Raw genomic sequence first — 22,867 nt, 5'->3', positions numbered from 1 at the left:
GATGGCATGGCGCCGAGCATAAATGCGCCCCCCGCGTCGTTCTAGACTCCACTTCTCCCGTATGCCCGAGCCTCGCCGTTCCCTCCAGGTCTTCCCCGATGCCGGACGCCGTCAGGCCGCTCTGCGCGCGACGCGTGGCGCCGGGGGGGTCGTGCGGGGAGATCTCTTCCTCACCTGGGAGGGTTTCCTGGACGCGCTCGGCGGCGCGCGGGAGCTGGGGCGGCGCCGGGGCTCTCCGCTCGTGGCGCGCACCGTCCTGAGCGCGCTCGCGCAGGGGCTGGGCCCCACGCCCCTGGGGGATTTCGTCCAGGAGCCCGCCTTCGCCCGCGCCGCGCTGGACGTGGTGTTGGACTTGAAGGCCGGGCGGCTGTCTCCGCGGGAGTTGCAGGACGCGCTGGAGGTGCTGCCCCCCGAGCGGCGCGAGCGCGTGCGGCTGCTCGCGCTGCTGCACCACGCCTACGAGCGGAAGATGGCCGAGCTGGGCCTGGCCGATCGCGAGGACGGGGTGCGGGGCGCTCGCGAGGCGCTGGAGCGGGGCGAGTGGCCCGAGGCCTGGGCGGACGTGGGCTCCCTCGTGTTGCACGGCGTCTATGATGTGCGGCCCTCGACGCTGGAGCTGCTGCTGGCCCTGGCGGCCGTGTGTGACGCGCGCCGGGTGGGTCTGCGCGTGCAGACGCCCGTGGGTGGCTCTCCCGTCGCGGACGCGGCCCTGGCGGCGCTCTTCCGTGCCTTCGAGAACCGGGGCGACACGCTCACCCACGTGGACCTCTTCAAGGCGGATGTGACCTTCGAGTCGCGCCCCATGGTGGAGCTGGGACGCCACCTGTTCTCGCCGCAGGTGCCCAAGGACGTGCTCGCGGGCGCGGTGGAGGGCCTGAGCCTGTGGAGCGCGGGCTCCGCCCGGGACGAGGCCCGGCTCATCGCCCGGGACGTGCGCCGCAAGGTGGACGAGGGGGCCGCGCCCGGAAGCATCGCCGTGGCCTGGAGGGAGCTGGGGCCCGAGGCCCCCTGGGTCGCGGAGGCCCTGGGCGAGCTGGGCGTGCCCGTGCGTCTGCCCTGGGGTGAACCGCTCGCGCTGGCGGGGCCGGTGCGCCTGGCGTTGGATCTGCCCCTCCTGGTGGAGGATGGGTTTCCCGCCGAGCGCGTGGCGGAGCTGCTCTCCAGCCGCTACGTGCCCACGCTCTCGCGGGGCGCGCCCGATGCTCCCGCCACGCTCCTGTCGCTCGCGGCCGTGCGCGATGACCGGCTGGGCGCGTCGCGCGGCAAGGGCGCGTATGACGTGCGTCTGGAGGCGCTCGCGAAGCGGTTGCAGCCCCTGCCGGAGCAGGTGCGCCCGAGGGAGCAGCGGCGCGCCCACGAGGCCCGGGTGCTGCGCGAGCGGTGCCTCCTGTTGCTGGAGTCCTGCCGCCGCATCCCGGAGCAGGGCAAGGCCTCGGAGATGCTCGCCGCGTGGTGGCAGGTGGTGCGGCGGCTGGGGATGCTGGACTCCGAGGTCGCGACGGAGGCACCCGCGGACGAGGGCCTGGACGCGCTCGCGCTGGAGGCCCGGGTCCGGGACGAGGCGGCTCGCGGGGCGCTCGTGGCGCGGGTGCGGGAGCTGGAGCGGACGCTCGCGATGGTGGGCGGAGGGCCCCGGCTCGGCCGGCGCACCTTTGGACGGTGGCTCCAGGACGCCCTGCGCGACGTGCACCTGCCACCCCGGGGCCCCACGACGGGCGCCGTGGAGGTGCTGGACGTGCGCGAGCTGGAGGGCCGCACCTTCGCCCATGTCTTCCTCGGGGGCCTGGCCGAGGGCCGCTTCCCCGGCCGCGAGGTGCCCAACGCGCTGCTGGGCGACTCCGAGCGCCATGCCCTCAACAAGCACCTGGGCCGGGACGTCTTCCGCCTCACGGGCGGCGAGTTCGAGGATCGCGCGCCCTGGCGGCTCACCGAGGATCGGCTCCTGTTCGCCAGCGTCCTGGCGTCCGCCGAGGAGACGGTGAGCCTGTCGTTCTCCGTGGCGGGCGTGGGAGGGCAGGAGCAGGCACCCTCGGCGTTCCTGGAGGAGGTGCGGCGGCTGACGGGTGGGGCGTGGGCGCCGCGCTCGATGCCGGCCATCGTGCCGCTCGACGAGGTGCTGACTCCGGCGGAGTTGCGCCAGCGCGTGGTGCTGGAATCGCTCGCGCTCGAGCGGCTGCGGGTCTCCGAGCCGGATCCGGCCCGGGCGTTGATCCGGAGCCGCTTCCAGGACGCGCCGTGGCTCCTGTCGGCCGAGGAGATGATGCGGGTGGAGATCGAGCGCCTGCACTTCTTCGGGGGCACGCGTCAGGACGCGGGCCGCTACACGGGTTTCGTGGGCGTGCCGGACCTGGGCGAGGCGATCCGGGAGGCGTTCCGCTTCGACGCCGAGAAGCCCCTGTCCGCGTCGTCCATCGCCCGCTTCAGCAACTGCGGCTTCCAGGGCTTCGTGTCCTACGGGCTCAAGGTGCCCGAGCCGGAGCGGCCCGGCGAGGAGTTCGACAGCCGGGGGCAGGGCGTCTTCTGGCACCGCGTGCTGGAGGAGTTCTTCAAGCGGCTCAAGGAGCGGGAATTGCTCGGCAAGGGCTTCAACGAGCTGCCCGAGGCCCTGTTGGACACGGTGCTCGACGAGGTGCGGGCGCACTTCGAGCAGCGCCACTACGTGGGCCATCCCGCGCTGTGGCGGCTCGCGCGCGAGCGGGCGAAGAACATGGTGCGACGGGTCCTCCTGGACGAGCGGCGGGGCCTGCCCTTCGAGCGGCTGGAGCCCGTGGACTTCGAGCTGCGCTTCGGGCCGAGGAACCCCGCCGAGGGATGGAACGAGGTGACGCTCGAGGTGGACAAGGAGCTCATCCACTTCGAGGGCACCATCGACCGGCTGGACATGGCCGGAGGCGAGGTGGGCGTCATCGACTACAAGTCCGGAGGCCTGTCGCGCTCGGAGTTGAGGAACAAGCTGTTCGACGCCTCGGACTTCCAGCTCCCGCTCTACCTGTACGCGGCGCGGGCGAGTGGCCACCGGGACACCCGTCAGGCGGCGTGGTTCTCGCTGCGGACGGGCAAGGCGCTCCTCCTGTCGGACGTCCTGAAGGACAAGAAGCAGGAGCTGACGCTCGACCTGGATGAGCTGCTGTCCACCGAGCCCGCCGTGCGCGACCGGATGGCGGCGGAGCAGAAGCCCAACCTGGCCAATGCCGTGGAGTCCCTGGTGCGCACGGTGCGGGCGGGACAGTTCGCCATGCGGCCCAAGGACTGCTCGCGGTGTGGCTACCAGGCCGTGTGCCGCATCACCGAGCGGCGGCTCGTGGACGAGGAGGGCTCGCATGAGTGACGCCTCGGTGCTGGCCCTGGAGAAGAACCTGGCGCTGATGGCGGGCGCGGGCGCGGGCAAGACGTACAGCCTGGTGACGATGACGCTGCACCTGCTGTCCGGCGCGCGCACGGGCTTCAAGCCCCTGCGGCCCTCGCGCCTGGGCATGGTGACCTTCACCGACAAGGCCGCCGCGGAGCTGCGCGCCCGGGTGCGCTCGCGCCTGGACGCGCTCGTCCACGCCGCGCCCGACCCCCACGGGGAAGAGGTGCTGATCGCCTCGCTCGAGCGGCTGGGCCTGCCGTTCCCCTCGCGGGACACCTGGCGCTCGCTGCGCGAGGAGCTGGGCTCGGCCTCCGTGGGCACCTTCCACTCGATGTGCGGCCAGATGTTGCGCCGTGCGCCTCCGGGCTCGGGCGTGGACACGTCCTTCGAGCTGCTCGACGAGATGGAGGCGCGCTCGCTCGTGCTCGACGTGTGCGAGCGGGTGGTGCTGGACGCGCTGGAGGACAGCGGCGCGAACGTGCGCGAGCTGTGCGAGGAGCTGACCTTCTCGGGCTCCGACTTCACCGAGGGCCTGGTGGCGTCGCTGGCGGGGCTCTACGGCAAGCTGCGCGAGGAAGGACTGCGCGCGTCCCAGGCCCGTGTCTCCACCCAGGACGAGGCCCGAGAGGCCTTCGACGCGCTCGTGGAGCGCTGCCTCGAGTGGTGCGGCGAGGTGGCCGAGCTGGACGCCAAGGGCCAGTGGCGGGAGCTGCGCGAGAAGCTGGAGGGGGCGCTGGAGGGCCTCACCCTGGAGAATTGCTTCGAGCCCGAGCGATTGCCCGCGCTCGAGGCGGCTTTTCACGCCGATGACCGGAAGATGTCCGCTCAGCGGAGCGAGCCCGGCACCCGGATGAAGGCGCTGTATTGGTCCGTCTTCGGCAAGAGCGATGGCTCGGTGATGACCCTGCCGGACCTGTACGCCGGCTGGCGCACCGCTCCCTTCGAGACCTCGTTCCGGGCCCTGCTCGAGCAGGTGGAGACGCGCCACGCGGAGGAACTCACCCGGCGCAACGCCCTGGACTTCACCTCGCTGCTGGTGAAGACGCGCGATCTGCTGCGCGACCTGCCGGACTTCCGGCGGCAGATGCAGGAGCGCCTGGGCGCGCTGATGGTGGACGAGTTCCAGGACACCAACCGCCTGCAACTGGAGCTGGTGTTGTTGCTCGCCGAGCGGCGCGAGGGCGCTCCCCGTCCCCTGGCGCCGGACGCGGACGTGGTGGCCTCGCTTCCGCTGGAGCCCGCCTTCCTGTGCGCGGTGGGTGACCGCAAGCAGTCCATCTACGAGTTCCGCGGCGCGGACGTGTCCGTCTTCGAGGTGCTGGCCCGGAAGATCGAGGAGGAGGGCGGGGTGCGCGACTTCCTCCAGCACAACCGGCGCTCGGTGCCGCCGCTGCTCGGCTTCTTCAACCAGGCCTTCGCGGGCGTGCTGGTGCCGGGCGAGGGCGGAGCGCGCGACTACGAGGTGGTGTACTCGCCCGAGGAGGATGACCTCCAGCCCGTGCGTCCGGCGCCGCTTCCCGCCCCGGTGGTGGAGCGCTTGCTGCTGGAGGACGAGGAGCTGTCCACGGGAGAGCTGCGCCTGGCGGACGCGGAGTCGGTGGCCCGGCGGCTGAAGATCATGCTGGCCCCGGGGGCGGACCCGCTCGTCGCGGTGAGCAGGGACGGCGAGGAGACGCGCCCCGTGCGAGGCGGGGACGTGGCCATGCTCTTCCGGACCTTCACCCACCTGGAGGTGTACCGGCAGGCGCTCATCCGCCACGGCATTCCCCACCGGGTGCTGCGCGGACGGGGCTTCTACGGCGCGCAGGAGGTGTTGGACCTGGCCTCGCTGTTGTCGCTGCTGGCGGACTCCGAGGACGCGCTCGCCTTCGCGGCGGTGTTGCGCTCGCCGTTGGTGGGCGTGTCGGATGCCTCGCTCTTCCGGCTGGCCGGACCCGAGGGCCTGTCGCTTCCCGCCGTGGAGCGCGCGGGGGACTCCCTCCTGGAGTCCCTGCCCGAGGGGGAGCGCGCCCGGCTCGAGCGTTTTCTCACGGCCTTGCCCCGGCTCCGGGGTGAGCGGGATCGGCTCGGCGTGCGTGCGCTGCTCGACGCCACGTTGGACCTGACGGGCTACCGCGAGTCCCTGGCGGGCACGCCCTACGCGGAACAGGCGAGCGCCAACGTGGAGAAGCTGCTCGCGCTGGCGGGCCGGCGCGACGAGCGGGGCACGGGCGGCTGCGTGACGTTCGCCCGGGAGCTGCAACGGCTGGCCCACGAGGAGCCCACCGAGGCCCAGGCGGACCTCTTGGACGAGGGAGATCCCCGGGCGGTGCAACTGCTCACCATCCACCGCGCCAAGGGCCTGGAGTGGCCGGTGGTGGTGGTGCCCGCGCTCGGCGGGAAGCGGCGCTCGTCCTCGGGGCGGGTCCTCTTCGAGCGCGCGCATGGCCTGAGCCTGCGGCCCTGGCTGCCCACGCAACTGAGCGGCAACGTGGACAGCAAGTACCGCTCGCCCCGCTTCGACGCGGTGAAGGACGAACTGCGGCGACGCGAGACGGCCGAATACCGGCGCCTGCTGTACGTCGCGCTCACGCGTGCGAAGGATCGGCTCCTCCTCTCCGGTGGCGAGGAGCGGGGGGCGGCGGACTCCTGGTGGTGTCTGCTCGACGAACGGCTTCACGCGGACACACGGCTGCGCGAACTCGTCGAGGACCTGGACGTCCTCTCGTTGCCCGAGCCTCCGGAGCAGGACGCGCTGGAGGCGGTGGATCCCGCGGAGCAGGAGGCTCGGCTCGATGCCGCCTGGCAGCGTGTGCACGCGCGGCTGGACCCGGCCACTCCCGAGTCCGTCACCGTGGACGCTGGCGCGCTGAGGGACTTCATCGCGTGTCCCCGCCGCTATCATTATATCCACCGGCTCGGCCTGCGGGCGCGAGGGGTGGACTGGGAGGCGCCGCCGCGTCAGTCCTCGCCCTACATCGAGCGGGATGCCTGGGGCGCGCCGGCTCCAGGTGCCACGGAGCGGGTGTTGGAGCTCATGAGGCGGGTGGACTTCCGCCTCGCCGCGACGCCTGGCCCCGAGCGTCGTTCACGCCTGGAAGCGCTCGTGCGCGAGGTGGGTTGGGCGCTGGAGGACGATGGGGTCGGCGAGGCGCTCACCACCCTGGAGCGATTCCTGGACACGGCGTTCGCCCGGCAACTGGCCAACACTCCCGGCGCCCGGGTGCACCGCGCGCTGCCCTTCGTGTTGTCCTTGCCAGGCTCCGCGCCCGCGGCGATCGAGGGCCTGGTGGATCTGCTCTGGGAAACGCCCGCGGGCGAGGCCCGGGTGGTGCTCTTCCAGCCCGGCAAGCGTTCTCCTCGAGGCGTGGAGGCGCACGCGGAGCTCCTGGCGGCGGTGCTGCTGGCCTCGCGTGAGCTGGTCCACGAGGGCGTGCCCGTTCGCGTGGGTCTCGTCTTCCTCGGGGAGGACGTGCTGGAGCCGGAGTTCTCATCGGTTGAGATGGACTCGCGGGTTCTTCCCGAGCGATGGGAGGACGCGGTCCGGGCGCTGGTGGAGTCCGAGTCCCGGGGACGCTGGCCTGGCCGGGAGTCCGCCGTCTGTTCTCGCCTGGCGTGCGGCTATGTCGGGCACTGCCACCCTGGCGGATCCATCCGATGACGGGCCGTGGGGAAGCGTGCTAAGCGGGGCGCCCTATGCCGAACGTCGTCGTCATCGGAGCGCAGTGGGGAGATGAGGGGAAGGGCAAGGTCGTGGACCTGCTCACGGAGCACGCCCAGGTGGTCGTGCGCTTCCAGGGGGGCAACAACGCCGGCCATACGCTGGTGGTGGGGGGCCAGAAGACGGTGCTCCACCTGATTCCCTCGGGCATCCTTCATCAGGGAAAGACCTGCGTCATTGGCAATGGCGTGGTGTTGGACCCGGCCGTGCTGGTCAAGGAGATCGACGCCCTCAAGGAGCGCGGTTTCCTCAAGGAGGATGGGCAGCTGCTCATCTCCGACAACGCCCACGTCATCTTCCCGTGGCACAAGCTGCTGGACACCTACCGGGAGAAGGCCCGGGGCGAGGGCGCCATCGGCACCACGGGTCGTGGCATCGGCCCGGCCTATGAGGACAAGGTGGCGCGCCGGGGCATCCGCGTGCGCGACCTGCTCAACGCGGAGCGGTTGCGCAAGCGCATCGAGGAGCGGCTGCCGGGCGTGCGCGACGAGCTGCGCGAGCTGTGCCGTCCCGACAGCGCCCCGCCTCCGGAGCTGGACGCGGTCAAGGTGCACCAGGACTTCGCCGCGCTGGGCGAGCGGCTCAAGCCCTACGTGAGTGACGTGTCGCTCTACCTCGCGGGCCAGGTGCAGCGCGGGGCGCGCATCCTCTTCGAGGGCGCCCAGGGCACGCTGCTGGACGTGGATCATGGCACCTACCCCTTCGTCACCAGCTCCAACTGCGTGGCGGGCAACGCGGCGGTGGGCTCGGGTCTGGGCCCCACGGCGATCGACCGGGTGATGGGCATCAGCAAGGCCTACACCACGCGCGTGGGCGGAGGCCCCTTTCCCACGGAGCTGACGGACGAGGTGGGCGATCGGCTGCGCAAGGTGGGCGACGAGTTCGGCGCCACCACGGGCCGTCCGCGCCGCTGCGGCTGGCTGGACGGCGTGGTGCTGCGCTACGCGGCGCGCGTCAACGGCCTGTACGGCCTGGCGCTCACGAAGCTGGACGTGCTCTCCGGCCTCAAGACGCTGCAGATCTGCAACGCCTACGAGCTGGACGGCAAGCGCATCACCGAGCTGCCCGGGGACTACGAGGACCTGGCGCGCGTCAAGCCCCTCTACGAGAACCTGCCGGGCTGGGACGACAAGCTCGCCGGGGTGCGCACCTTCGACGAGCTGCCGGAGAACGCCAAGCGCTACGTGCGCCGCGTGGAGGAGATCAGCGGCGTGCCCGTCACCTGCATCTCCGTGGGCGCGGATCGCGGCGAGACGGTGCTGCTGCAAAACCCCTTCCGGGGCTGAGCCACCGGGCGCCCGGGCGTCTCGGCGTACAGACGGGGAACCCCGGAAGTCCAGACCTGGACTTCCTCGTCTGGAGGACAGGGGGAGCGGTAGCACCTGTCAGGGAGGTGCCTTAGTTTCAGAGGCATGAACCCGGGCGATTCGAAGGCAGGAAAGCAGGTATTCCGCCCCCACGCCGTGCTCGCGGCCGTCATGGGCGCCGCGACATTGCTCTGGCTGGGGGTGTTGCTCTTCCTGCTGCGCTTCGACGGGGTCCCGGTCCAGACGTTCCTGTCCGCCGTCTTCTTCGTCCTCTTCTTCGCGGTGTCGGTGACGTACTACGGCCGCACCCGCATCGTGGTGGACGCGGACGGCCTCACCTACCGGGGCATGGTGCGCACCCGCCGCTTCTCCTTCGCGGACATCCGCAAGGTGGATGTCCTACCGGGCCCCCTGACGGTGTACGCGGTGCGCGGCAACCGGGGCCTCGTGCACTTCACCAGCCTGTTCTCGCACCACCAGCGGCTGGCTCGCCTGCTCATCGAGCGGGCGGGCCTCTCGCCCCTGCGCGCCTGAGATTCAGGTCGCCAGCGCCCAGGTCGAGAGCAGTCCCACCAGCGCCAGGAGCGCCCCGAGCCCGAGGAGCCACGGTTCCCACCGTCCCTGGCGGCGCTCTGGCGCCGTGCTTTCGGGGGCCACGGGAGCGGGGGGTTCTCCGGGTGGAGGTTCGGGTGCTGGCGGAGGCGGCTCGGCCACCGGGGCCTGGAAGCGCAGCAGGGTCCGTCCCAGCTCGATGACGTCTCCTTCCTGGAGCGCTCGCGGCGCGTCCACCCGCTGCCCATTGAGGAAGACGCCATTGGGGCTGTCCTGGTCCTCCAGGAAGAAGGTGCCCTCCTCGTGGCGGATGCGCGCGTGACTGCGCGACACGGCCCTGTCCCGTAGCCGCACGGAGGCCGCCTGTCCCCGGCCCAGCTCGGTCACGGCCTCGGCGAGGGCGAAGGTCCGGCCCACCTCGGCTCCGGTGAGGCACTGGAGGGTCGCGGCTCGCGAGACCAGGGGGGCGTCCAGGTCCACGAGGAGATGCTTGAGCACGGCCATGGTGCCCACCTGCCGCTCCGTCTCCCTCTCGGGTCCCCGCACCCGCAGGCTCATGTCCTCGCTCAGTCCCACCACCTCCCCGGGCAGCACGAGACGAGGCACGCCCGGAGGCACCAGGACCCCTTCCACCGTGAAGGAATGGCGGGCCTCCACCATCAATCGCCCCTCCCCGATGCGCAGCGTCAGCAGTCCCGGGGGCAGCCCCTCGAGCCGGATCTGATCGTCCTCGCCGCCGCCCAGCAGGTGCTCGCCCTCGGACAACTCGAAGGGGGTAGGGGTGCCCAGGTGCTCGAATTCGAAGTTCATGGCGCTGGACGTGGCAAGGGGGGTGCCGGGAGCGCGTGATGGAGTGGCGCGGTGTTGCTCCCCGCGTCCCGTCCCGTCCACGGCCTTGGGTCCATCCTCGTGGACCCGCCTCGGGCTTCCTTCTCCAAGACATCGGCCGGAGGGACTTCTAGGATTCACCCCCCCGATGCGCTCCGCCTCCCTCCTCCTGTCCTCGTTGCTGCTCGTGCTCGTGTCCACCGCCTGCCGCGACGAACAGGCGGGTCCGAGGCCCCGCACCCAGGCCCTGCCTCCACCCACGCAGGTCCGCTTCCTGGACGCCGCTCCGTCGGACCTGACCTACCGGGCGGACACCACGTTCGCCGGAGGCACGGTGCGCTATCTGGGCTCGCGCGTGTCCCCGCGAGGCGCCGCTCCCGGCCAGCCCGTCCAGCTCGCCCATTACTTCGAGGCCCTGCAACCGCCTCCCCAGGGCTGGGAGTTCTTCGTGCACGTCGTGGACCCCACGACGGGACAGATGCTGGCCAACGCGGACCATGGCTTCGCGGGCGGACTGGCCCCCTTGGAGACCTGGCCCGTGGGCAAGGTGGCGGAGGATGTCCACACGCTTCCCATGCCGGCCATGCCCGGCCGGGTGGTGCTCGGCTTCTGGCGGGGAAACGCGCGGCTGGGGGTGGATGACCCGAAGGCGCACGCGGGAGACAACCGGATGTGGGGCCCGGAGCTGGGGGGCGCCCTCCCGGCCCCGCCCGAGTACCTCGTCCACCGCGCCGCCCAGGCGCCGGTGATCGACGGCGTGCTCGACGACGCGGCCTGGAAGGCGGCCGCCCCCGTGGTGCTGCGAGGCAGCTTCGATGGCCGTCCCATGTCGCTGCGCACGGAGGCCCGGTTGACCTATGACGAGCGGCACCTCTATGTGGCCTTCGACGTGGAGGACCCCGATGTCTGGGGCACGTTCCGTCAGCGGGACGAGCCCCTCTACACCCAGGAAGTGGTGGAGGTCTTCCTCGACGCCAACGCGGACGGGAGGACCTACAACGAGCTGCAGGTGTCTCCGCACAACGTGCACTTCGACGCCTACTTCCCCGCGCGTCGGCGGGGCATGGACTTGAGCTGGGACTCGGGGATGGTCAGCGCGGTGAAGGTGCGGGGCTCGCTGGACGACCCCTCTGATAAGGACGAAGGCTGGCGGGTGGAGATGAAGATTCCCTTCGCGCGCCTCGCCGAGGTGCCGCACGTGCCACCCCAGAAGGGAGACCGCTGGCGCTTCAATCTCTACCGCTTGGAGCATCCGGGACGGCGAGCAGAGGAGGGCCAGTCCTTCTCCCCGCTCTTCGTGGGGGACTTCCACGCCCTGCCGCGCTTTGGCTGGCTCGTCTTCGACTGAAGCGCTTCGTTTGAAGGCAAACGATTTCCGTGGACGTGGGCGCGCGAGGGTGCTAGGTAGAAAGGGTCCGGTTCTAGCCGGACGGATTTCCTGCATCTTCACGGTCCCGGCCGGGGCATGTTGAGGGGTAGGAGAAGACCCCACCTGGGGTCATCCAGCCGCGTCTCGTCGCCATGGGCCCCGCGCCCGAGCGCGTGACGCCCTGGGTCAGAACGGGCGTTCTTCCGGCGAATCCGCCTGCCTCTGGGCGCGGAGCGCGTCCGGGGCGTCACGCGACATCACCTCGCAGGTGCGCCGCACCTGTCACTCCCGTGGGGGGAACGCCTTGTCGTGTCCTCCGTGCGGGCCAGGAGTCCTGCCCTGTTGTCTCGCTCGCGCCGTTTCGTCACGTTCGTCGCCATGTCCGCGCTGGGGGGAGTGCCCCTGGGGGCCTTCGCGCAGGCCGAGGAGAACCCGGACCGCTTCCGCGTCGGTGGCGCGCTGCGCTTCAGCTACTTCATCAAGAGCTGGGAAGGGCAGGAGGGCACCCGCCAGCGTTGGGGAGACGTGGCCTTCGACGTCTTCCGGGTCAACGCCGACGGCCGCCTGTCCAACCTCCTGCTGTCCGCCGAGTACCGCTTCTACGCGGGCTACTCGATGCTGCACCACGGCTACATCGGCTACGCGTTCTCCGAGAACACCCAACTGCAGTTGGGGTTGCACCGCGCGCCCTTTGGCCTGCTGCCCTACGCCTCGCACAACTGGTTCTTCGGCCTGCCCTACTACATGGGCTTCGAGGACGACTACGACCTGGGGCTCAAGCTCGTCCACGAGCACGGTCCGTGGAACCTCCAATTCGCCTTCTACAAGAACGACGAGGGCAGCTACACCGGCCGCAGCACGGCCAGCGCGCGCTACTCCTACGACGTCGTGCCGGTGAGTTCCGCCAATCCCACCGAGGCCTATCTGGGCGTGGATCAGGCCAACTCGGAGACGAACCAACTCAACGCGCGGGTGGCCTACCGCTTCACGCACGGAGCGGAGTCCAACACCGAGCTGGGCCTCTCCGCCCAGGCGGGACAGCTGCACAACGCCCTCACCGGGCGCATGGGCTGGCGCTGGGCCGCCGCCGCGCACCTGGAGGGCAACTACGGGCCCTGGAACGTGAAGCTCGAGGCGCTGCACTACGCCTTCCGTCCCGCCAATCCCGAGGGCTCGGACAACGGCTTCGTGACGATGGGCGCCTATGACGCCCCCTACAAGGTGGCCAGCCAGGGCACGCTCGTGGCGGCGGGGGTGTCCTACGGCTTTCCCGTCACCTGGGGACCCATCTCCCGCATCTCCTTCCACGAGGACCTCAGCCTCCTGAAGAAGGTCAAGGCCGGGTACGCGGACTCGTACCAGAACGCGCTCGGCACGCTCATCACCGCGGGTCCCGTCTACACGTACGTGGACCTGGTCACCGGCAAGAACCAACCCTGGCTCGGCGCGAATTACGGCGACGCGCTGGCCGAGGGCTCCCCCAACTCCCGCTGGGAAACGAGGTTCAACGTCAATGTTGGCTACTACTTCTGACGCGCTCACGCAGACCCCGTCCACGACCGCGGAGACCGCCGCACGGGGGGCGCCGCTGGATACGACCATCTCGGTCCGGGGGCTGCGCAAGCTCTACGGCGGTGACTCCGACAAGGCCCTCGAACTGCTCGCCCAGGGGGTCTCCAAGGAGAAGATCCTCGAGAGCACCGGCTGCACGGTGGCCATCCAGGACGCCAACTTCGAGGTCCGCCGCGGCGAGATCTTCGTCATCATGGGCCTGTCGGGCAGTGGCAAGTCCACGGTGCTGCGCTGCCTCAACCGGCTCATCGAGCCGAGCGCGGGCAGCGTGGTGGTGGACGGCATCGACGTCACCCGGGCGGACAAGCAGCGGCTGCTCGAGGTGCGCCGGCGGAAGATCGCCATGGTCTTCCAGAACTTCGGCCTGCTGCCGCACCGCTCGCTGGTGCACAACGTGGAATATGGGCTGGAGATGCAGGGCGTGGAGAAGGCCACGCGGCGCGCCAAGGCCCTGCACGCGCTCGGGCTGGTGGGGCTCCAGGGCTACGCGGACAAGCTGCCCCGCGAGCTCAGCGGCGGCATGCAGCAGCGGGTGGGGCTGGCGCGCGCGCTGGCCACCGACTCGGACATCCTCCTCATGGACGAGGCCTTCAGCGCGCTCGATCCCCTCATCCGCAAGCAGATGCAGGACGAACTGCTCGACTTGCAGGCGCGGATGAACAAGACGCTCGTCTTCATCACGCACGACCTGGACGAGGCCCTCAAGCTCGGCAGCCGCATCGCCATCATGCGCGACGGCGCCATCGTGCAGATCGGCACGCCGGAGGAGATCCTCACCCGGCCGGCCAACGACTACGTGCGCGCGTTCATCCAGGACGTGGATCGCACGCGCATCATCACCGCGGGCGCCATCGCGAAGCGGTCCGATGTCGTCATCCACCCGAAGGCCGGTCCGGCCCTGGCCGTGAAGCGGATGCGCGAGCTGGGCTCCTCCACGCTCTTCGTGATGGATCCCCTGCGCAAGTTCCTGGGCCTGGTGCACATCGAGGACGCGCTCCGGCTGGTGAGCGAGAACGTGCATGACCTGGGGCGCATCATCCGCGCCGACGTGCCCACCACCACGCCGGACACGCCCCTGGCGAAGCTGGTGGCCGTGGCGGCCAGCACGCGCATCCCCATCTCCGTCGTCGCCGAGGACGGCACCTTCCAGGGCATCGTGGACCGCGCCTCGCTTCTGGCGTGCATCGCGGGGGAGACGCGCTGATGGACTTGCATATTGGAGATGTGTTCGAGCGCCTGATCGACGGGCTCAAGGATCGTTTCGACCCCTTCTTCCACGCCACGGCGGATGGGCTCACCACCGCCATCCGGGGCCTGGAGGGGCTGCTGCTGCTCGCGCCCAGCTACGTGCTCATCGGGCTGGTGGCGGCGGCTTCGTGGCGGTTGAGCGGAATCGGGTCCGCGGCGCTCTCTGGGCTGGGCCTGTTGCTCATCGACGCCATGGGCCTGTGGCAGGCGACGATGGAAACGCTCGCGCTGGTGCTCAGCTCGGCGCTGGTGTCGCTGATGCTGGGCATCCCCCTGGGCATCCTGGCGTCCTACAACCGGTGGTTGGCGCGGGGGCTGCGTCCCTTGCTGGACTCCATGCAGACGATGCCCGCCTTCGTCTACCTCATCCCCGCGGTGCTCTTCTTCCGGCTGGGGAAGGTGCCGGGCGTGGTGGCGACCGTCATCTTCGCCATGCCGCCCGCGGTGCGGCTCACCCAACTGGGCATCCAGCAGGTGCCTCGGGACGTCGTGGAGGCGGCCGTCGCCTTTGGCTCCACGCCGCGCCAGTTGCTCTGGCACGTGCAGTTGCCCATCGCCCTGCCCACGCTGCTGGCCGGGGTGAACCAGACCCTCATGCTGTCGCTCTCCATGGTGGTCATCTCCGCGATGATCGGCGCCGGTGGACTGGGCGAGCAGGTGTTGAAGGGCATCACCCAGCTGCGCATCGGGCTGGGTTTCGAGAGCGGCATCGCGGTGGTCATCCTGGCCATCGTGCTCGACCGCCTGACCAACGCGCTGGGCCAGCCCCGGTCGCGTCCCACGTGAACCCCAGGAGTCCCCACCCGTGAACGCGATGAATCGAACCACGCCCGCCTTGTTGCTGGCGCTCACCGCCAGCGTGTTGCTGGGCACCGGCTGCAAGAAGGAGCAGCCCGCCGAGGCCCCGGCCGAGGCGAAGGCCCCGGCCAAGGGCACCGTCAAGCTCGTGTACGTGAACTGGGCCGAGGGCGTGGCGATGACCCACCTGGCCAAGGCCATCCTCGAGGACCGGATGGGCTACCAGGTGGAGTTGACCATGGCGGACGTCGCGCCGGTCTTCACCGCGCTGGCCGGAGGCGACAGCGATGCCTTCCTCGACGCCTGGCTGCCGCTCACCCACAAGGAGTACATGGAGCGCTTCCAGGGCAAGGTGGAGGACCTGGGGACGAACTACGAGGGGGCTCGGATCGGACTGGTGGTGCCCTCCTACGTGAAGGCCTCCAGCATTTCGGACCTCCAGGCCATGAAGGGGGAGCTCGACGGGCAGATCGTCGGCATCGACTCGGGGGCGGGCATCATGAGCACCACGGAGAAGGCGCTCGAGGCCTACAAGCTGGACATCAAGCTGATGACGTCCAGCGGCCCCGCGATGGCGGCCACCCTGCAGGACGCCATCAAGCGGGAGCGCCCGGTGGTGGTGACGGGCTGGAAGCCGCACTGGAAGTTCGCCCGGTGGGATCTCAAGTTCCTCGATGATCCCAAGGGCGTCTACGGGGGCGCGGAGAGCATCCACACCCTGACCCGTCTGGGGCTGGAGAAGGACAAGCCCGAGGTGGCGGCCTTCCTGCGCTCCTTCAAACTGGATGATCAGCAGCTCGGCGGCCTCATGGGCGCCGTGGCCGACACCAAGGGCGACCCGTCCCAGGCGGTCCGCGAGTGGATGAAGCAGAACGCGGCGCTGGTGGACGGCTGGCTGCCGAAGTCCTGAGGGCTCCGGGCGCTACGAGTGGGGGGAGATCTCCCAATGAGAGTCCGCCACGGAGCGCTCCGAGGGGTCTCCGAGGAAGCGCAGGAAGCCACGCGCCTCCAGGGTATCGATGAGCTCCTCGGCTTCCAGCTCGGAGAAGCGGTTCATGCTCAGGAGCATGTCGCGCATGAGGGACTTGCCGCGCAGGTAACCCACGGGCTCTCCGTGGGGCAGCAGGTTCTTGAGATCCGCGGTCAACTGCTGGAGGTCGAGGTCGTCGGAGATCATCACCGCTAAGGCTGGTGATGAGGCAGGGGCTCGGCAACGACCTCCGGCACGTTGGGTGGTGTGGAGGGCAGGAAGGCGCTCAAGCGGACGTCGTGCCCATCGCTCTCCAGGGTGATGGCCCCTTGAAGGTCGGTGCGCAGACACTCGGTGCCCAGGGCCCGGTAGCGGGCCTCCACTTGGGGATGGGGGAAGCCGAAGCGGTTGCGGCGGCCCACGCAGAAGATGGCGAAGCGGGGACGCAGCGCCGCGAGCAGGCCCTCGGAGGAGGACGTGCGCGAGCCATGGTGGGGCGCCTTGAGCACCGTCACCGGCCCGAGCCGTCCACTCTCCAGCAGCGCGGCCTCTCCCTCTTCCTCCACGTCTCCGGGCAGGAGCACCGTGACGTCGCCATGGCGCACGAGCAGCACCACGCTCCGATCGTTCACCCCCTCCATCAACTCGCGGTCCTCGGGAGGGCCGAGCACTTCCAGGGTCGCCTCGCCGAGCGTGTACACGGCGTGGCCCCGCTGTACCTCCTCGACGGTGGCTCCGGCCGCCGCGGTGATGAGCTGGCGGGACAGGGGCCCGTCCGTGCTGCCCGCGGGCAGCCAGAGCCGCTCGGTGGGCACCTGCCGCAGCGCGGAGATGAGCCCGAGCGCATGATCCGGATGGGGATGGGAGAGCACCGCCAGGTCGAGCCGGTCGATGCGCGCGGCCTGGAGGAAGGGGACGACGACCCGGAGCCCCGGGTCCGCGCCTCCGGGCACGCCGCCGCCGTCGAGCAGGGCATGGTGGCCGCGGGAGCTGAGCACCATGCCGTCGCCCTGTCCCACGGACAGGAAGGTGATGCGCAGACCCGGCTCGGGCATGAGGTGGGGCAGGAGCAGGGCCAGACCCAACGCCCCGGGCGCCAGGAGTCCGCCCAGACGCCAGCGCCGCTCACCCAGGGCCCAGCACGCGAGCCCACACCCGAACAGGAGCGAGGCCCCGAGGCCGAACGCGGGCACGTCCAGCGTGGCCAGGGGCACGTGGGCGAAGAAGCGGGTGAGCCACAGCAACACCTGCGAGGCCCACGCGCCGCCCCATAGCAGCGGGGTGGCCAGCCAGGGCGCCACCACGTGGAGGGCCGCGCCCCCGGCGGCGAAGCCGGTGAGCACGCCACACAGGGGCAGGCACACGATGTTGGAGACGAACCCCGCGAGGCTCACCCTCCCGAACGTCGCGGCCACCAGGGGCAGACTGGCCAGCGTGACGGCGCCGCTCGCGCAGAACGTCTCCAGCACCGTCTCGCGAGTCTTCCCCCACAGGCGCGCGAGCCGCCGGGACTCGCGGGGATCCGGCGGAGGGACGGGAAGGGCCTCGCGCAGCGCGGGCGTGAGCAGCAGCAGGCTGAAGACGGCGAGGAAGGACAGTTGCAGCGAGAGATCGGCGACGCTGGAGGGCTGCCAGACGACGAGCAGGGCCGCGGCGGCGGCGAGGCTGTTGAGCCCATCCGCCCGCCGCCAGAGCGCGAGCCCCAGCAACACCACCGTCGCCATGACCGCCGAGCGCACCGCGGGAGGCTGATTGCCCGTGAAGACGACGTAGGCCCAGACGAAGGGCACGCAGACGGGGGCCGCGAGCCGGCGGGCCTCCACGCGCCGCAGGCCGCGAATCGAGCTCCCCAGCCGCACGAACACCCGGCGCAGCAGCGCCAGCGTCATGAGCGCGAGCGCCGCCACGTGCAATCCGCTCACGCTCAGCACATGCGCGAGCCCGCTGCGCGAGAAGTCCTCCTCCAGCCCCTCATCGAGCGCGGCACGCTGTCCGGCGGCCAGGGTGAGGAAGAGCGCCGCGGCCTCGGAGGTCGGCGCCACGGCGTTCACCGCCCGGGTCAGCCCTTCCTGCAGCCGCGCCAATTCCTGGCGCCACGGCGGCGGGGGAGACAACACCAGCAATCGGGACGCCTGGAATCCCCCGGTGAAAGTGATTCCCTGACGATGGCGCTTCCCGGTGAAATCCTTTTCTCCGGGGTTCGACGCGGGCTCGAGGGGACGCAGTCGGGCCTCGACCCGCAGGCGTTGCCCGGGCAGGAGGGGAGGGAGGGCTCCCCGGGCGGAGAGATTCGTCCGGAAGCGGGCGGGAACTCCCACGCCGGTGCCCACGCGCGCCACCGCCAGGAGCAGGCGCGAGGAGTCGTCGAAGCGCTCCACGCGCTCCAATTCGCCCTCCAACACCGCCGTGCCTCCCTCTTGGAGGTGGGGGGGCACGTCCGCCCCGGCCTCCAGGGACGCCAGCCCCGCGCCGGTGAGGCCCAGGACCAGCAGCACGCCCAGGTGGGCACCAGGCAGGCGGGCGAGCCACGGAAGGCCCACGCCCAGGCTTGATGCCGCTAGAAGCTGGAATAACCCGCTGCCCGCGTCCTGTTGTACCCACAATCCCGCGCCGAGCATGAGGCTCACGGCGGGAAAGAACAGCGGACGCGCGGTCAAATCGCGCCACGAAAACCGGCTCACCACCTACCCCCAAACCCCGCCCACCCGGCCAAAGCCTCGAAGGCTAATCAGGAGAAACCGGGCGGGTCAAGACGCCAATGTTGCTGGAGGGGTCGGATTGTGGTACCAGTGAGCGGCTTTCCGAGGCCGGTTGTCGAGACCAAGCCATCCTAGAGGAGGCGGTAACGAGTGCAGACGAGCTTCAAGACCGGTGATAAGGCTGTTTACCCTGGCCAGGGCGTCGGCGAGGTGATGGGTATCGAGCACACCGAGGTCGCTGGGCAGCGTCAGTCCTTCTACGTGCTGCGCATCCTGGAGAATGGGATGCGCATCATGATCCCAATCAACAAGGTGGGCTCGGTTGGCCTCCGGGAGATCATCAGCGAGGAGGACGTCAAGCAGGTCTACTCCATCCTGAAGGAGAAGGACATCTCGGTCGACTCCACGACGTGGAACCGTCGCTACCGGGAGTACATGGAGAAGATCAAGACCGGCTCCGTGTTCGAGATCGCCGAGGTGCTGCGTGACCTCTACCTGCTCAAGGGCGACAAGGACCTCTCCTTCGGCGAGCGCAAGATGCTGGACACGGCGCGCTCGCTCCTCATCAAGGAACTGTCGCTGGCCAAGGACTGCTCCGAGGACGAGATCGAGTCGGACCTGAAGAAGATCTTCAATCTGGCCTGAGCCTCCTCGGGCTGAAGTCGAAAACCCCGGCGCCCTCTTCACCGAGGGACCGGGGTTTTTGCTTGTCCGGCGCTCCCAGGCGCCGGGCCCTTCCCGCCTATTTGCCTTCGGCTTGGAGCTGCGCCTGGGACAGGGCCTTCCGCACGCGGGGCGCCAGGACGCCCCATCCCTTGGCGATCTCCTGGTCCAACGCGAGCGCCGTGTTCAGGTGGGGAATGGCGGAAGGGGCGTCCTTGGCCGCGAGGGCGGCGGTCCCCGCCTTCCATTCTTCCTGGAAGCGCGAGAGCAGGCCGGCCAGGGCCTCGCGCCGCTCCGTCCGGGCCAGTGCCAGGGCCGCGTCGATACGTCCTGCCTCGTAATGGGCGAGGATTTCCACCTCTTCCTCGGGGTTTCGCGCGGCGTCGGCTCCCCCGAGCGAGGGCCGGGCGGCGGGCTTGACGGAACCCTCCTTCACCCGGGGCGCGGCGGCCCGGGCCATGCCGGCGAGGGCCTGGCTTCGGGGCGCCGCCTCGGGAGGAGGGGCCGCCCGGGCAGGGGTGGAGGGCACCACGTCCTCGATGGCCTCCGTGATGTCCGGAGACGAGGGCGCCTCGGCCCGCTCCACGCCGCCCACGGGGGCGGGCGACATGGCGCGCATCACCCGCATCAAGGGCAACATGAGGAAAACGGCCACCAGGGCCCCCGTGGCGGAGGCGAGCAGCATCATGCGCTGGCCGCTCATGCGCGCCCGGAGCGACGAGGGCGTGCGGCTGTAGGGGATGGGGGGCCGGGCGGGAGTCGGCCCCGGGCCACGGACCCGCAGCAGCGCGTTGCCCAGGGCGATTTCATCCCCCGAGAACAGCTCGCGCTCGGTGTGGAGCCGGACGCGGTTGACGTAGGTGCCGTTCTGGCTGCCGAGGTCCTTCAGGATGAGCCGGTCGCCCGAGCGCATGAGCTGGGCATGGCGCCGGCTGATGGAGGGGTGCTGCAGCCTCAGGTCGGACGCGGAGGAGCGTCCCAGCCGCAGCGTGCCCTGCTGGATGGGGACGAGCTGTCCGGCACCCGGTCCTCGCTCGACATAGAGGAACGCGCGCGCATGGCCCGAGTCCTCGTACTCGCCGGAGGAGAACCGGGCGGGCGGCATCTCCCGATCCTTGTTTTCCCGGGATGAGCCCGAGCCGCTCCGGTGCCCCCGCCGGCGCGAGCCCACGGGGAACTGGGGCACGCGCTGGGGGCGGGGATCATCCGCCTGGAGGGGTGCCACCTCGTCGTCATCGAAGGGCAATTCCACGTCGTCCGAGCGCGCCGTCGTTTCCCCGGGCGTCGGGCGGGGAGAGCGGGGTGGGCGCTTGGGATTGGGAGGGCTCATGGGGTGGGCATTCGCTCCGGCCCGGGAGGATAGTCCTTTTTCAGCCTGCTGCGCAGGGTGGGTGGGTCGTCAGTGTTGACTGTGCCTTCCGTCCCTGGCGAAAGTCGGCCGTCCGATTCCCGATTCCGACCGTAGGAGGTTCGTGCACGTGGCCGCGGCATCCATCCGCCTTTTCAACACGATGACGATGCAGAAGGAGACCCTGGTGCCCGAGGTCCCGGGCAAGGTCGGGGTCTACGTCTGTGGTCCCACGGTCTACAGCTACGTGCACATTGGCAACGCCCGGACGTTCACCTCCTTCGACGTGGTGGTGCGCTATCTGCGCTACCGCGGCTTCGAGGTGCGCTACGTGCGCAACTACACCGACGTGGACGACAAGATCATCAAGGCCGCCCGGGAGACGGGGGAGCAGCCGGTGGCCCTGGCCGCCCGCTTCGTGGAGGCCTTCCGCGAGGATGCCCGGGCGCTGCACCTGCTGGAGCCGGACGTGTCGCCCAAGGTGAGCGATCACCTGCCGGAAATCCTCCGCATCATCGGCACGCTGGTGGACAAGGGCGTGGCCTACGAGTCCCAGGGCGACGTGTACTTCTCCGTGCGCGCCTACCCGGACTATGCCAAGTTGTCCAAGCGCAACCTGGAAGAGTTGTGCATGGGCGAGCGCGTGCAACCCGGTGAGCAGAAGCGCGAGCCGGCCGACTTCGCGCTGTGGAAGGCTGCCAAGCCCGGAGAGCCCTCCTGGGACAGTCCCTGGGGCAAGGGCCGGCCGGGCTGGCACATCGAGTGCTCGGCCATGAGCGCCCGCTACCTGGGCGAGACCTTCGACATCCATGGCGGGGGGTTGGATCTCATCTTCCCGCACCACGAGAACGAGCTGGCCCAGAGCGAGGCGGCGAGCGGAAAGACCTTCGCGCGCTACTGGATGCACTGCGGCTTCCTCGACCTCGAGGGGGCGAAGATGTCCAAGTCGCTCGGCAACGTGGTGAGTCTGCGCGAGGCGCTGGGCAGGGTGGATCCCGAGGCGCTGCGCTTCTTCTTCCTGTCCACGCACTACCGCCACCCCCTGGCCTTTTCCGACAAGGGCCTGGCGGACGCCGAGCTGCGCATGGAGTACTTCTACGAGACGCTGCGCAAGGTGGACGAGCGCGTGGGCGGTAAGGAGTTCGCCCCGGGTCCGCTGCACGGGGAGCCCGCCCGCTTCCTGCGCGAGTTCGAGTCCCTGATGGACGATGACTTCAACTCCGCGGGCGCCCTGGGCGCCCTGTCGGGCCTCTTCGGGGCCATGAACGAGTTGACGGACAAGCCTCCCGTCAAGGACAAGGCGCTGGTGGGCCGCACCTTGCAGGCGCTGCGCGAGGACGTGCGCAAGGTGTCCGGGGTCCTGGGACTCTTCGAGGACGAGCCCTCGCATTGGCTCCTGCGGCGCCGGGATCGGGCGGTCAAGGAGCGGGGCCTGGACGTGGCGCGCGTGGAGGGGCTGATGGCGGCGCGCGTGGAGGCGCGCAAGGTCAAGGACTTCGCCGAGGCGGACCGGCTGCGCGGCGAGCTCAAGGCCCTGGGGGTGGAGATCATGGACACCGCCGGGGGCACCGTGTGGAAGGTGGCGTGAAGACGCTCCTCCCCGGGGGACCGGTTCGTGGCGGATGGCGGATGAAGTGGCCCGCCCCATCCGACGCTTGAGCTGCACCCCGGGCTGTCCTGGCTTGTCCGCTCTTTCCCGGGTGTCCACCCTCGCGCTCGGGATGGGCTGTCTGGCTTGGGCGGACACACGAACCCGGTCCCGGTGAACGCGCTGGCCCACGTCCTTTCCCTCCCGGAACGCACCTGGCGCGGCTCACTGGACCTTGGAGCGGATGGGATGAACAAGCGCCACATGTGGAATGTGCGAGGGCCGCGGCGTGCGGTCACTGGAGGAGTGCTCGGCCTCGTGATGATGGGAGGCGGCTTGGCTGGAGCGGCGGAGCGGACGTCGCCCCTCGGCGAGCAGCCGCTCCCGAAGGTCCAGTTGACGTGCGTGGGCTCCGCCCGGACGGTCTTCAGCCCGGCGCTCTCTCCCTCCTCCCAGTCCGGCTCCATGATCTTCTCCTCGAGGTATGGCGGCTGCCTGTCCCTGGGCGGGCTGGGTGTCTCCTCGGCGTCCGTGTCCAACACGGCGGACTCGTTCAAGAACTACACCTGCACGGACGCGCTGGGCAGTCCGCCCGAGAAGGTGACCGTCACCTGGAACAACGGCGAGACCTCCGAGCTGTCGCTCCAACCCGCGGAGGTGCACGAGGAATCGACCACCACCACGGTTTCCTACACGGGCGAGGTGGTGAAGGGGAAATTCAAGGGCTTCTCCGTGGTGCGCTCCTTCACCTACTTGAACTCGGACTTCAACGGCCGGTGTCTGAGCACGAGCGGTCTGACGGAGACGAACGCGCTGAGCTTCCTGGTGCTCGCGCGCGTGAATTGACGGGCACTTCGCCTCGACGCGGCCGGG

16 protein-coding genes are annotated in these 22,867 nt (G+C 70.3%); 12 read left to right on the top strand and 4 right to left on the bottom strand.

The features are described from left to right. Positions 1 to 61: 61 nt before the first annotated feature. The 4 genes from MEBOL_RS03250 to MEBOL_RS03235 all read left to right on the top strand — a co-directional run bounded on the left by MEBOL_RS03250 (position 62) and on the right by MEBOL_RS03235 (position 8,893). Complete coding sequence (locus MEBOL_RS03250) at positions 62 to 3,328, top strand: PD-(D/E)XK nuclease family protein (RefSeq protein WP_095976031.1); 3,267 nt, start codon at positions 62 to 64, stop codon at positions 3,326 to 3,328. Then, complete coding sequence (locus MEBOL_RS03245; RefSeq protein WP_095976030.1) at positions 3,321 to 6,992, top strand: UvrD-helicase domain-containing protein; 3,672 nt, start codon at positions 3,321 to 3,323, stop codon at positions 6,990 to 6,992. Before MEBOL_RS03250 ends, MEBOL_RS03245 begins: the two co-directional genes overlap by 8 nt. Positions 6,993 to 7,027: 35 nt before the next feature. Then, on the top strand, positions 7,028 to 8,338 hold the full coding sequence (locus tag MEBOL_RS03240; protein ID WP_095976029.1) for an adenylosuccinate synthase: 1,311 nt from the start codon (positions 7,028 to 7,030) through the stop codon (positions 8,336 to 8,338). Between the two features lie 192 nt (positions 8,339 to 8,530). After that, positions 8,531 to 8,893 (top strand): PH domain-containing protein, encoded by a 363-nt coding sequence (locus MEBOL_RS03235; protein WP_425437636.1) that lies wholly within the window; start codon positions 8,531 to 8,533, stop codon positions 8,891 to 8,893. Positions 8,894 to 8,896: 3 nt separating this feature from the next. Here MEBOL_RS03235 and MEBOL_RS03230 read toward each other — a convergent pair whose 3' ends face one another. Next, positions 8,897 to 9,721 (bottom strand): FHA domain-containing protein, encoded by an 825-nt coding sequence (locus MEBOL_RS03230; RefSeq protein WP_095976027.1) that lies wholly within the window; start codon positions 9,719 to 9,721, stop codon positions 8,897 to 8,899. Positions 9,722 to 9,887: 166 nt separating this feature from the next. On the opposite strand from MEBOL_RS03230, the gene MEBOL_RS03225 reads away from it, so the two are divergent. From MEBOL_RS03225 to MEBOL_RS03205, 5 genes are all read left to right on the top strand, one after another. Next, positions 9,888 to 11,087 carry a carbohydrate-binding family 9-like protein gene (locus tag MEBOL_RS03225; RefSeq protein WP_095976026.1) on the top strand — a complete coding sequence of 400 codons (1,200 nt, stop codon included), beginning with the start codon at positions 9,888 to 9,890 and terminating at the stop codon, positions 11,085 to 11,087. 363 nt (positions 11,088 to 11,450) lie between these two features. After that, on the top strand, positions 11,451 to 12,641 hold the full coding sequence (locus MEBOL_RS03220) for a hypothetical protein (RefSeq protein WP_245919416.1): 1,191 nt from the start codon (positions 11,451 to 11,453) through the stop codon (positions 12,639 to 12,641). Then, positions 12,622 to 13,884 carry a quaternary amine ABC transporter ATP-binding protein gene (locus MEBOL_RS03215; RefSeq protein WP_095976025.1) on the top strand — a complete coding sequence of 421 codons (1,263 nt, stop codon included), beginning with the start codon at positions 12,622 to 12,624 and terminating at the stop codon, positions 13,882 to 13,884. The genes MEBOL_RS03220 and MEBOL_RS03215 overlap by 20 nt, the downstream gene beginning before the upstream one ends. Beyond that, complete coding sequence (locus MEBOL_RS03210; RefSeq protein ID WP_245919414.1) at positions 13,884 to 14,714, top strand: ABC transporter permease; 831 nt, start codon at positions 13,884 to 13,886, stop codon at positions 14,712 to 14,714. Before MEBOL_RS03215 ends, MEBOL_RS03210 begins: the two co-directional genes overlap by 1 nt. A gap of 28 nt (positions 14,715 to 14,742) precedes the next feature. Beyond that, positions 14,743 to 15,636 (top strand): glycine betaine ABC transporter substrate-binding protein, encoded by an 894-nt coding sequence (locus MEBOL_RS03205; protein ID WP_095982556.1) that lies wholly within the window; start codon positions 14,743 to 14,745, stop codon positions 15,634 to 15,636. 12 nt (positions 15,637 to 15,648) lie between these two features. Here the strand turns inward: MEBOL_RS03205 and MEBOL_RS03200 are convergent, their stop codons facing one another. Then, positions 15,649 to 15,903 (bottom strand): hypothetical protein, encoded by a 255-nt coding sequence (locus MEBOL_RS03200; RefSeq protein ID WP_095976024.1) that lies wholly within the window; start codon positions 15,901 to 15,903, stop codon positions 15,649 to 15,651. 5 nt (positions 15,904 to 15,908) lie between these two features. Then, positions 15,909 to 18,377 carry a DNA internalization-related competence protein ComEC/Rec2 gene (locus MEBOL_RS03195; RefSeq protein WP_095982555.1) on the bottom strand — a complete coding sequence of 823 codons (2,469 nt, stop codon included), beginning with the start codon at positions 18,375 to 18,377 and terminating at the stop codon, positions 15,909 to 15,911. A gap of 168 nt (positions 18,378 to 18,545) precedes the next feature. Between MEBOL_RS03195 and MEBOL_RS03190 the strand changes: the two genes are divergently transcribed. Continuing rightward, positions 18,546 to 19,040 (top strand): CarD family transcriptional regulator, encoded by a 495-nt coding sequence (locus tag MEBOL_RS03190; RefSeq protein WP_011552697.1) that lies wholly within the window; start codon positions 18,546 to 18,548, stop codon positions 19,038 to 19,040. Positions 19,041 to 19,137: 97 nt separating this feature from the next. Here the strand turns inward: MEBOL_RS03190 and MEBOL_RS42530 are convergent, their stop codons facing one another. Further along, positions 19,138 to 20,388 (bottom strand): FHA domain-containing protein, encoded by a 1,251-nt coding sequence (locus MEBOL_RS42530; protein ID WP_245919412.1) that lies wholly within the window; start codon positions 20,386 to 20,388, stop codon positions 19,138 to 19,140. A 148-nt stretch (positions 20,389 to 20,536) separates the two neighbouring features. On the opposite strand from MEBOL_RS42530, the gene cysS reads away from it, so the two are divergent. Both cysS and MEBOL_RS03175 read left to right on the top strand, forming a co-directional pair. Then, complete coding sequence (gene cysS / locus MEBOL_RS03180) at positions 20,537 to 21,994, top strand: cysteine--tRNA ligase (protein WP_095982554.1); 1,458 nt, start codon at positions 20,537 to 20,539, stop codon at positions 21,992 to 21,994. 249 nt (positions 21,995 to 22,243) lie between these two features. Beyond that, the gene (locus MEBOL_RS03175) at positions 22,244 to 22,840 is read left to right on the top strand and encodes a hypothetical protein (protein WP_095976023.1); all 597 of its coding nucleotides are present in this window, start codon (positions 22,244 to 22,246) and stop codon (positions 22,838 to 22,840) included. Positions 22,841 to 22,867: the final 27 nt, after the last annotated feature.

The organism is Melittangium boletus DSM 14713 (genome assembly GCF_002305855.1).
GTDB lineage: Bacteria > Myxococcota > Myxococcia > Myxococcales > Myxococcaceae > Cystobacter > Cystobacter boletus.
The sequence above is the reverse complement of the archived record's forward strand: the minus strand, read 5'-3'. Positions and strand labels throughout refer to the sequence as shown.

Excerpts from the sequence above, each read along its gene's own strand:
- MEBOL_RS03250 (WP_095976031.1), top strand. The coding sequence starts at position 62 with ATGCCCGAGCCTCGCCGTTCCCTCCAGGTCTTCCCCGATGCCGGACGC.
- MEBOL_RS03245 (WP_095976030.1), top strand. The coding sequence starts at position 3,321 with ATGAGTGACGCCTCGGTGCTGGCCCTGGAGAAGAACCTGGCGCTGATG.
- MEBOL_RS03240 (WP_095976029.1), top strand. The coding sequence starts at position 7,028 with ATGCCGAACGTCGTCGTCATCGGAGCGCAGTGGGGAGATGAGGGGAAG.
- MEBOL_RS03235 (WP_425437636.1), top strand. The coding sequence starts at position 8,531 with ATGGGCGCCGCGACATTGCTCTGGCTGGGGGTGTTGCTCTTCCTGCTG.
- MEBOL_RS03230 (WP_095976027.1), bottom strand. The coding sequence starts at position 9,721 with ATGAACTTCGAATTCGAGCACCTGGGCACCCCTACCCCCTTCGAGTTG.
- MEBOL_RS03225 (WP_095976026.1), top strand. The coding sequence starts at position 9,888 with ATGCGCTCCGCCTCCCTCCTCCTGTCCTCGTTGCTGCTCGTGCTCGTG.
- MEBOL_RS03215 (WP_095976025.1), top strand. The coding sequence starts at position 12,622 with ATGTTGGCTACTACTTCTGACGCGCTCACGCAGACCCCGTCCACGACC.
- MEBOL_RS03210 (WP_245919414.1), top strand. The coding sequence starts at position 13,884 with ATGGACTTGCATATTGGAGATGTGTTCGAGCGCCTGATCGACGGGCTC.
- MEBOL_RS03205 (WP_095982556.1), top strand. The coding sequence starts at position 14,743 with ATGAATCGAACCACGCCCGCCTTGTTGCTGGCGCTCACCGCCAGCGTG.
- MEBOL_RS03200 (WP_095976024.1), bottom strand. The coding sequence starts at position 15,903 with ATGATCTCCGACGACCTCGACCTCCAGCAGTTGACCGCGGATCTCAAG.
- MEBOL_RS42530 (WP_245919412.1), bottom strand. The coding sequence starts at position 20,388 with ATGAGCCCTCCCAATCCCAAGCGCCCACCCCGCTCTCCCCGCCCGACG.
- MEBOL_RS03175 (WP_095976023.1), top strand. The coding sequence starts at position 22,244 with ATGAACAAGCGCCACATGTGGAATGTGCGAGGGCCGCGGCGTGCGGTC.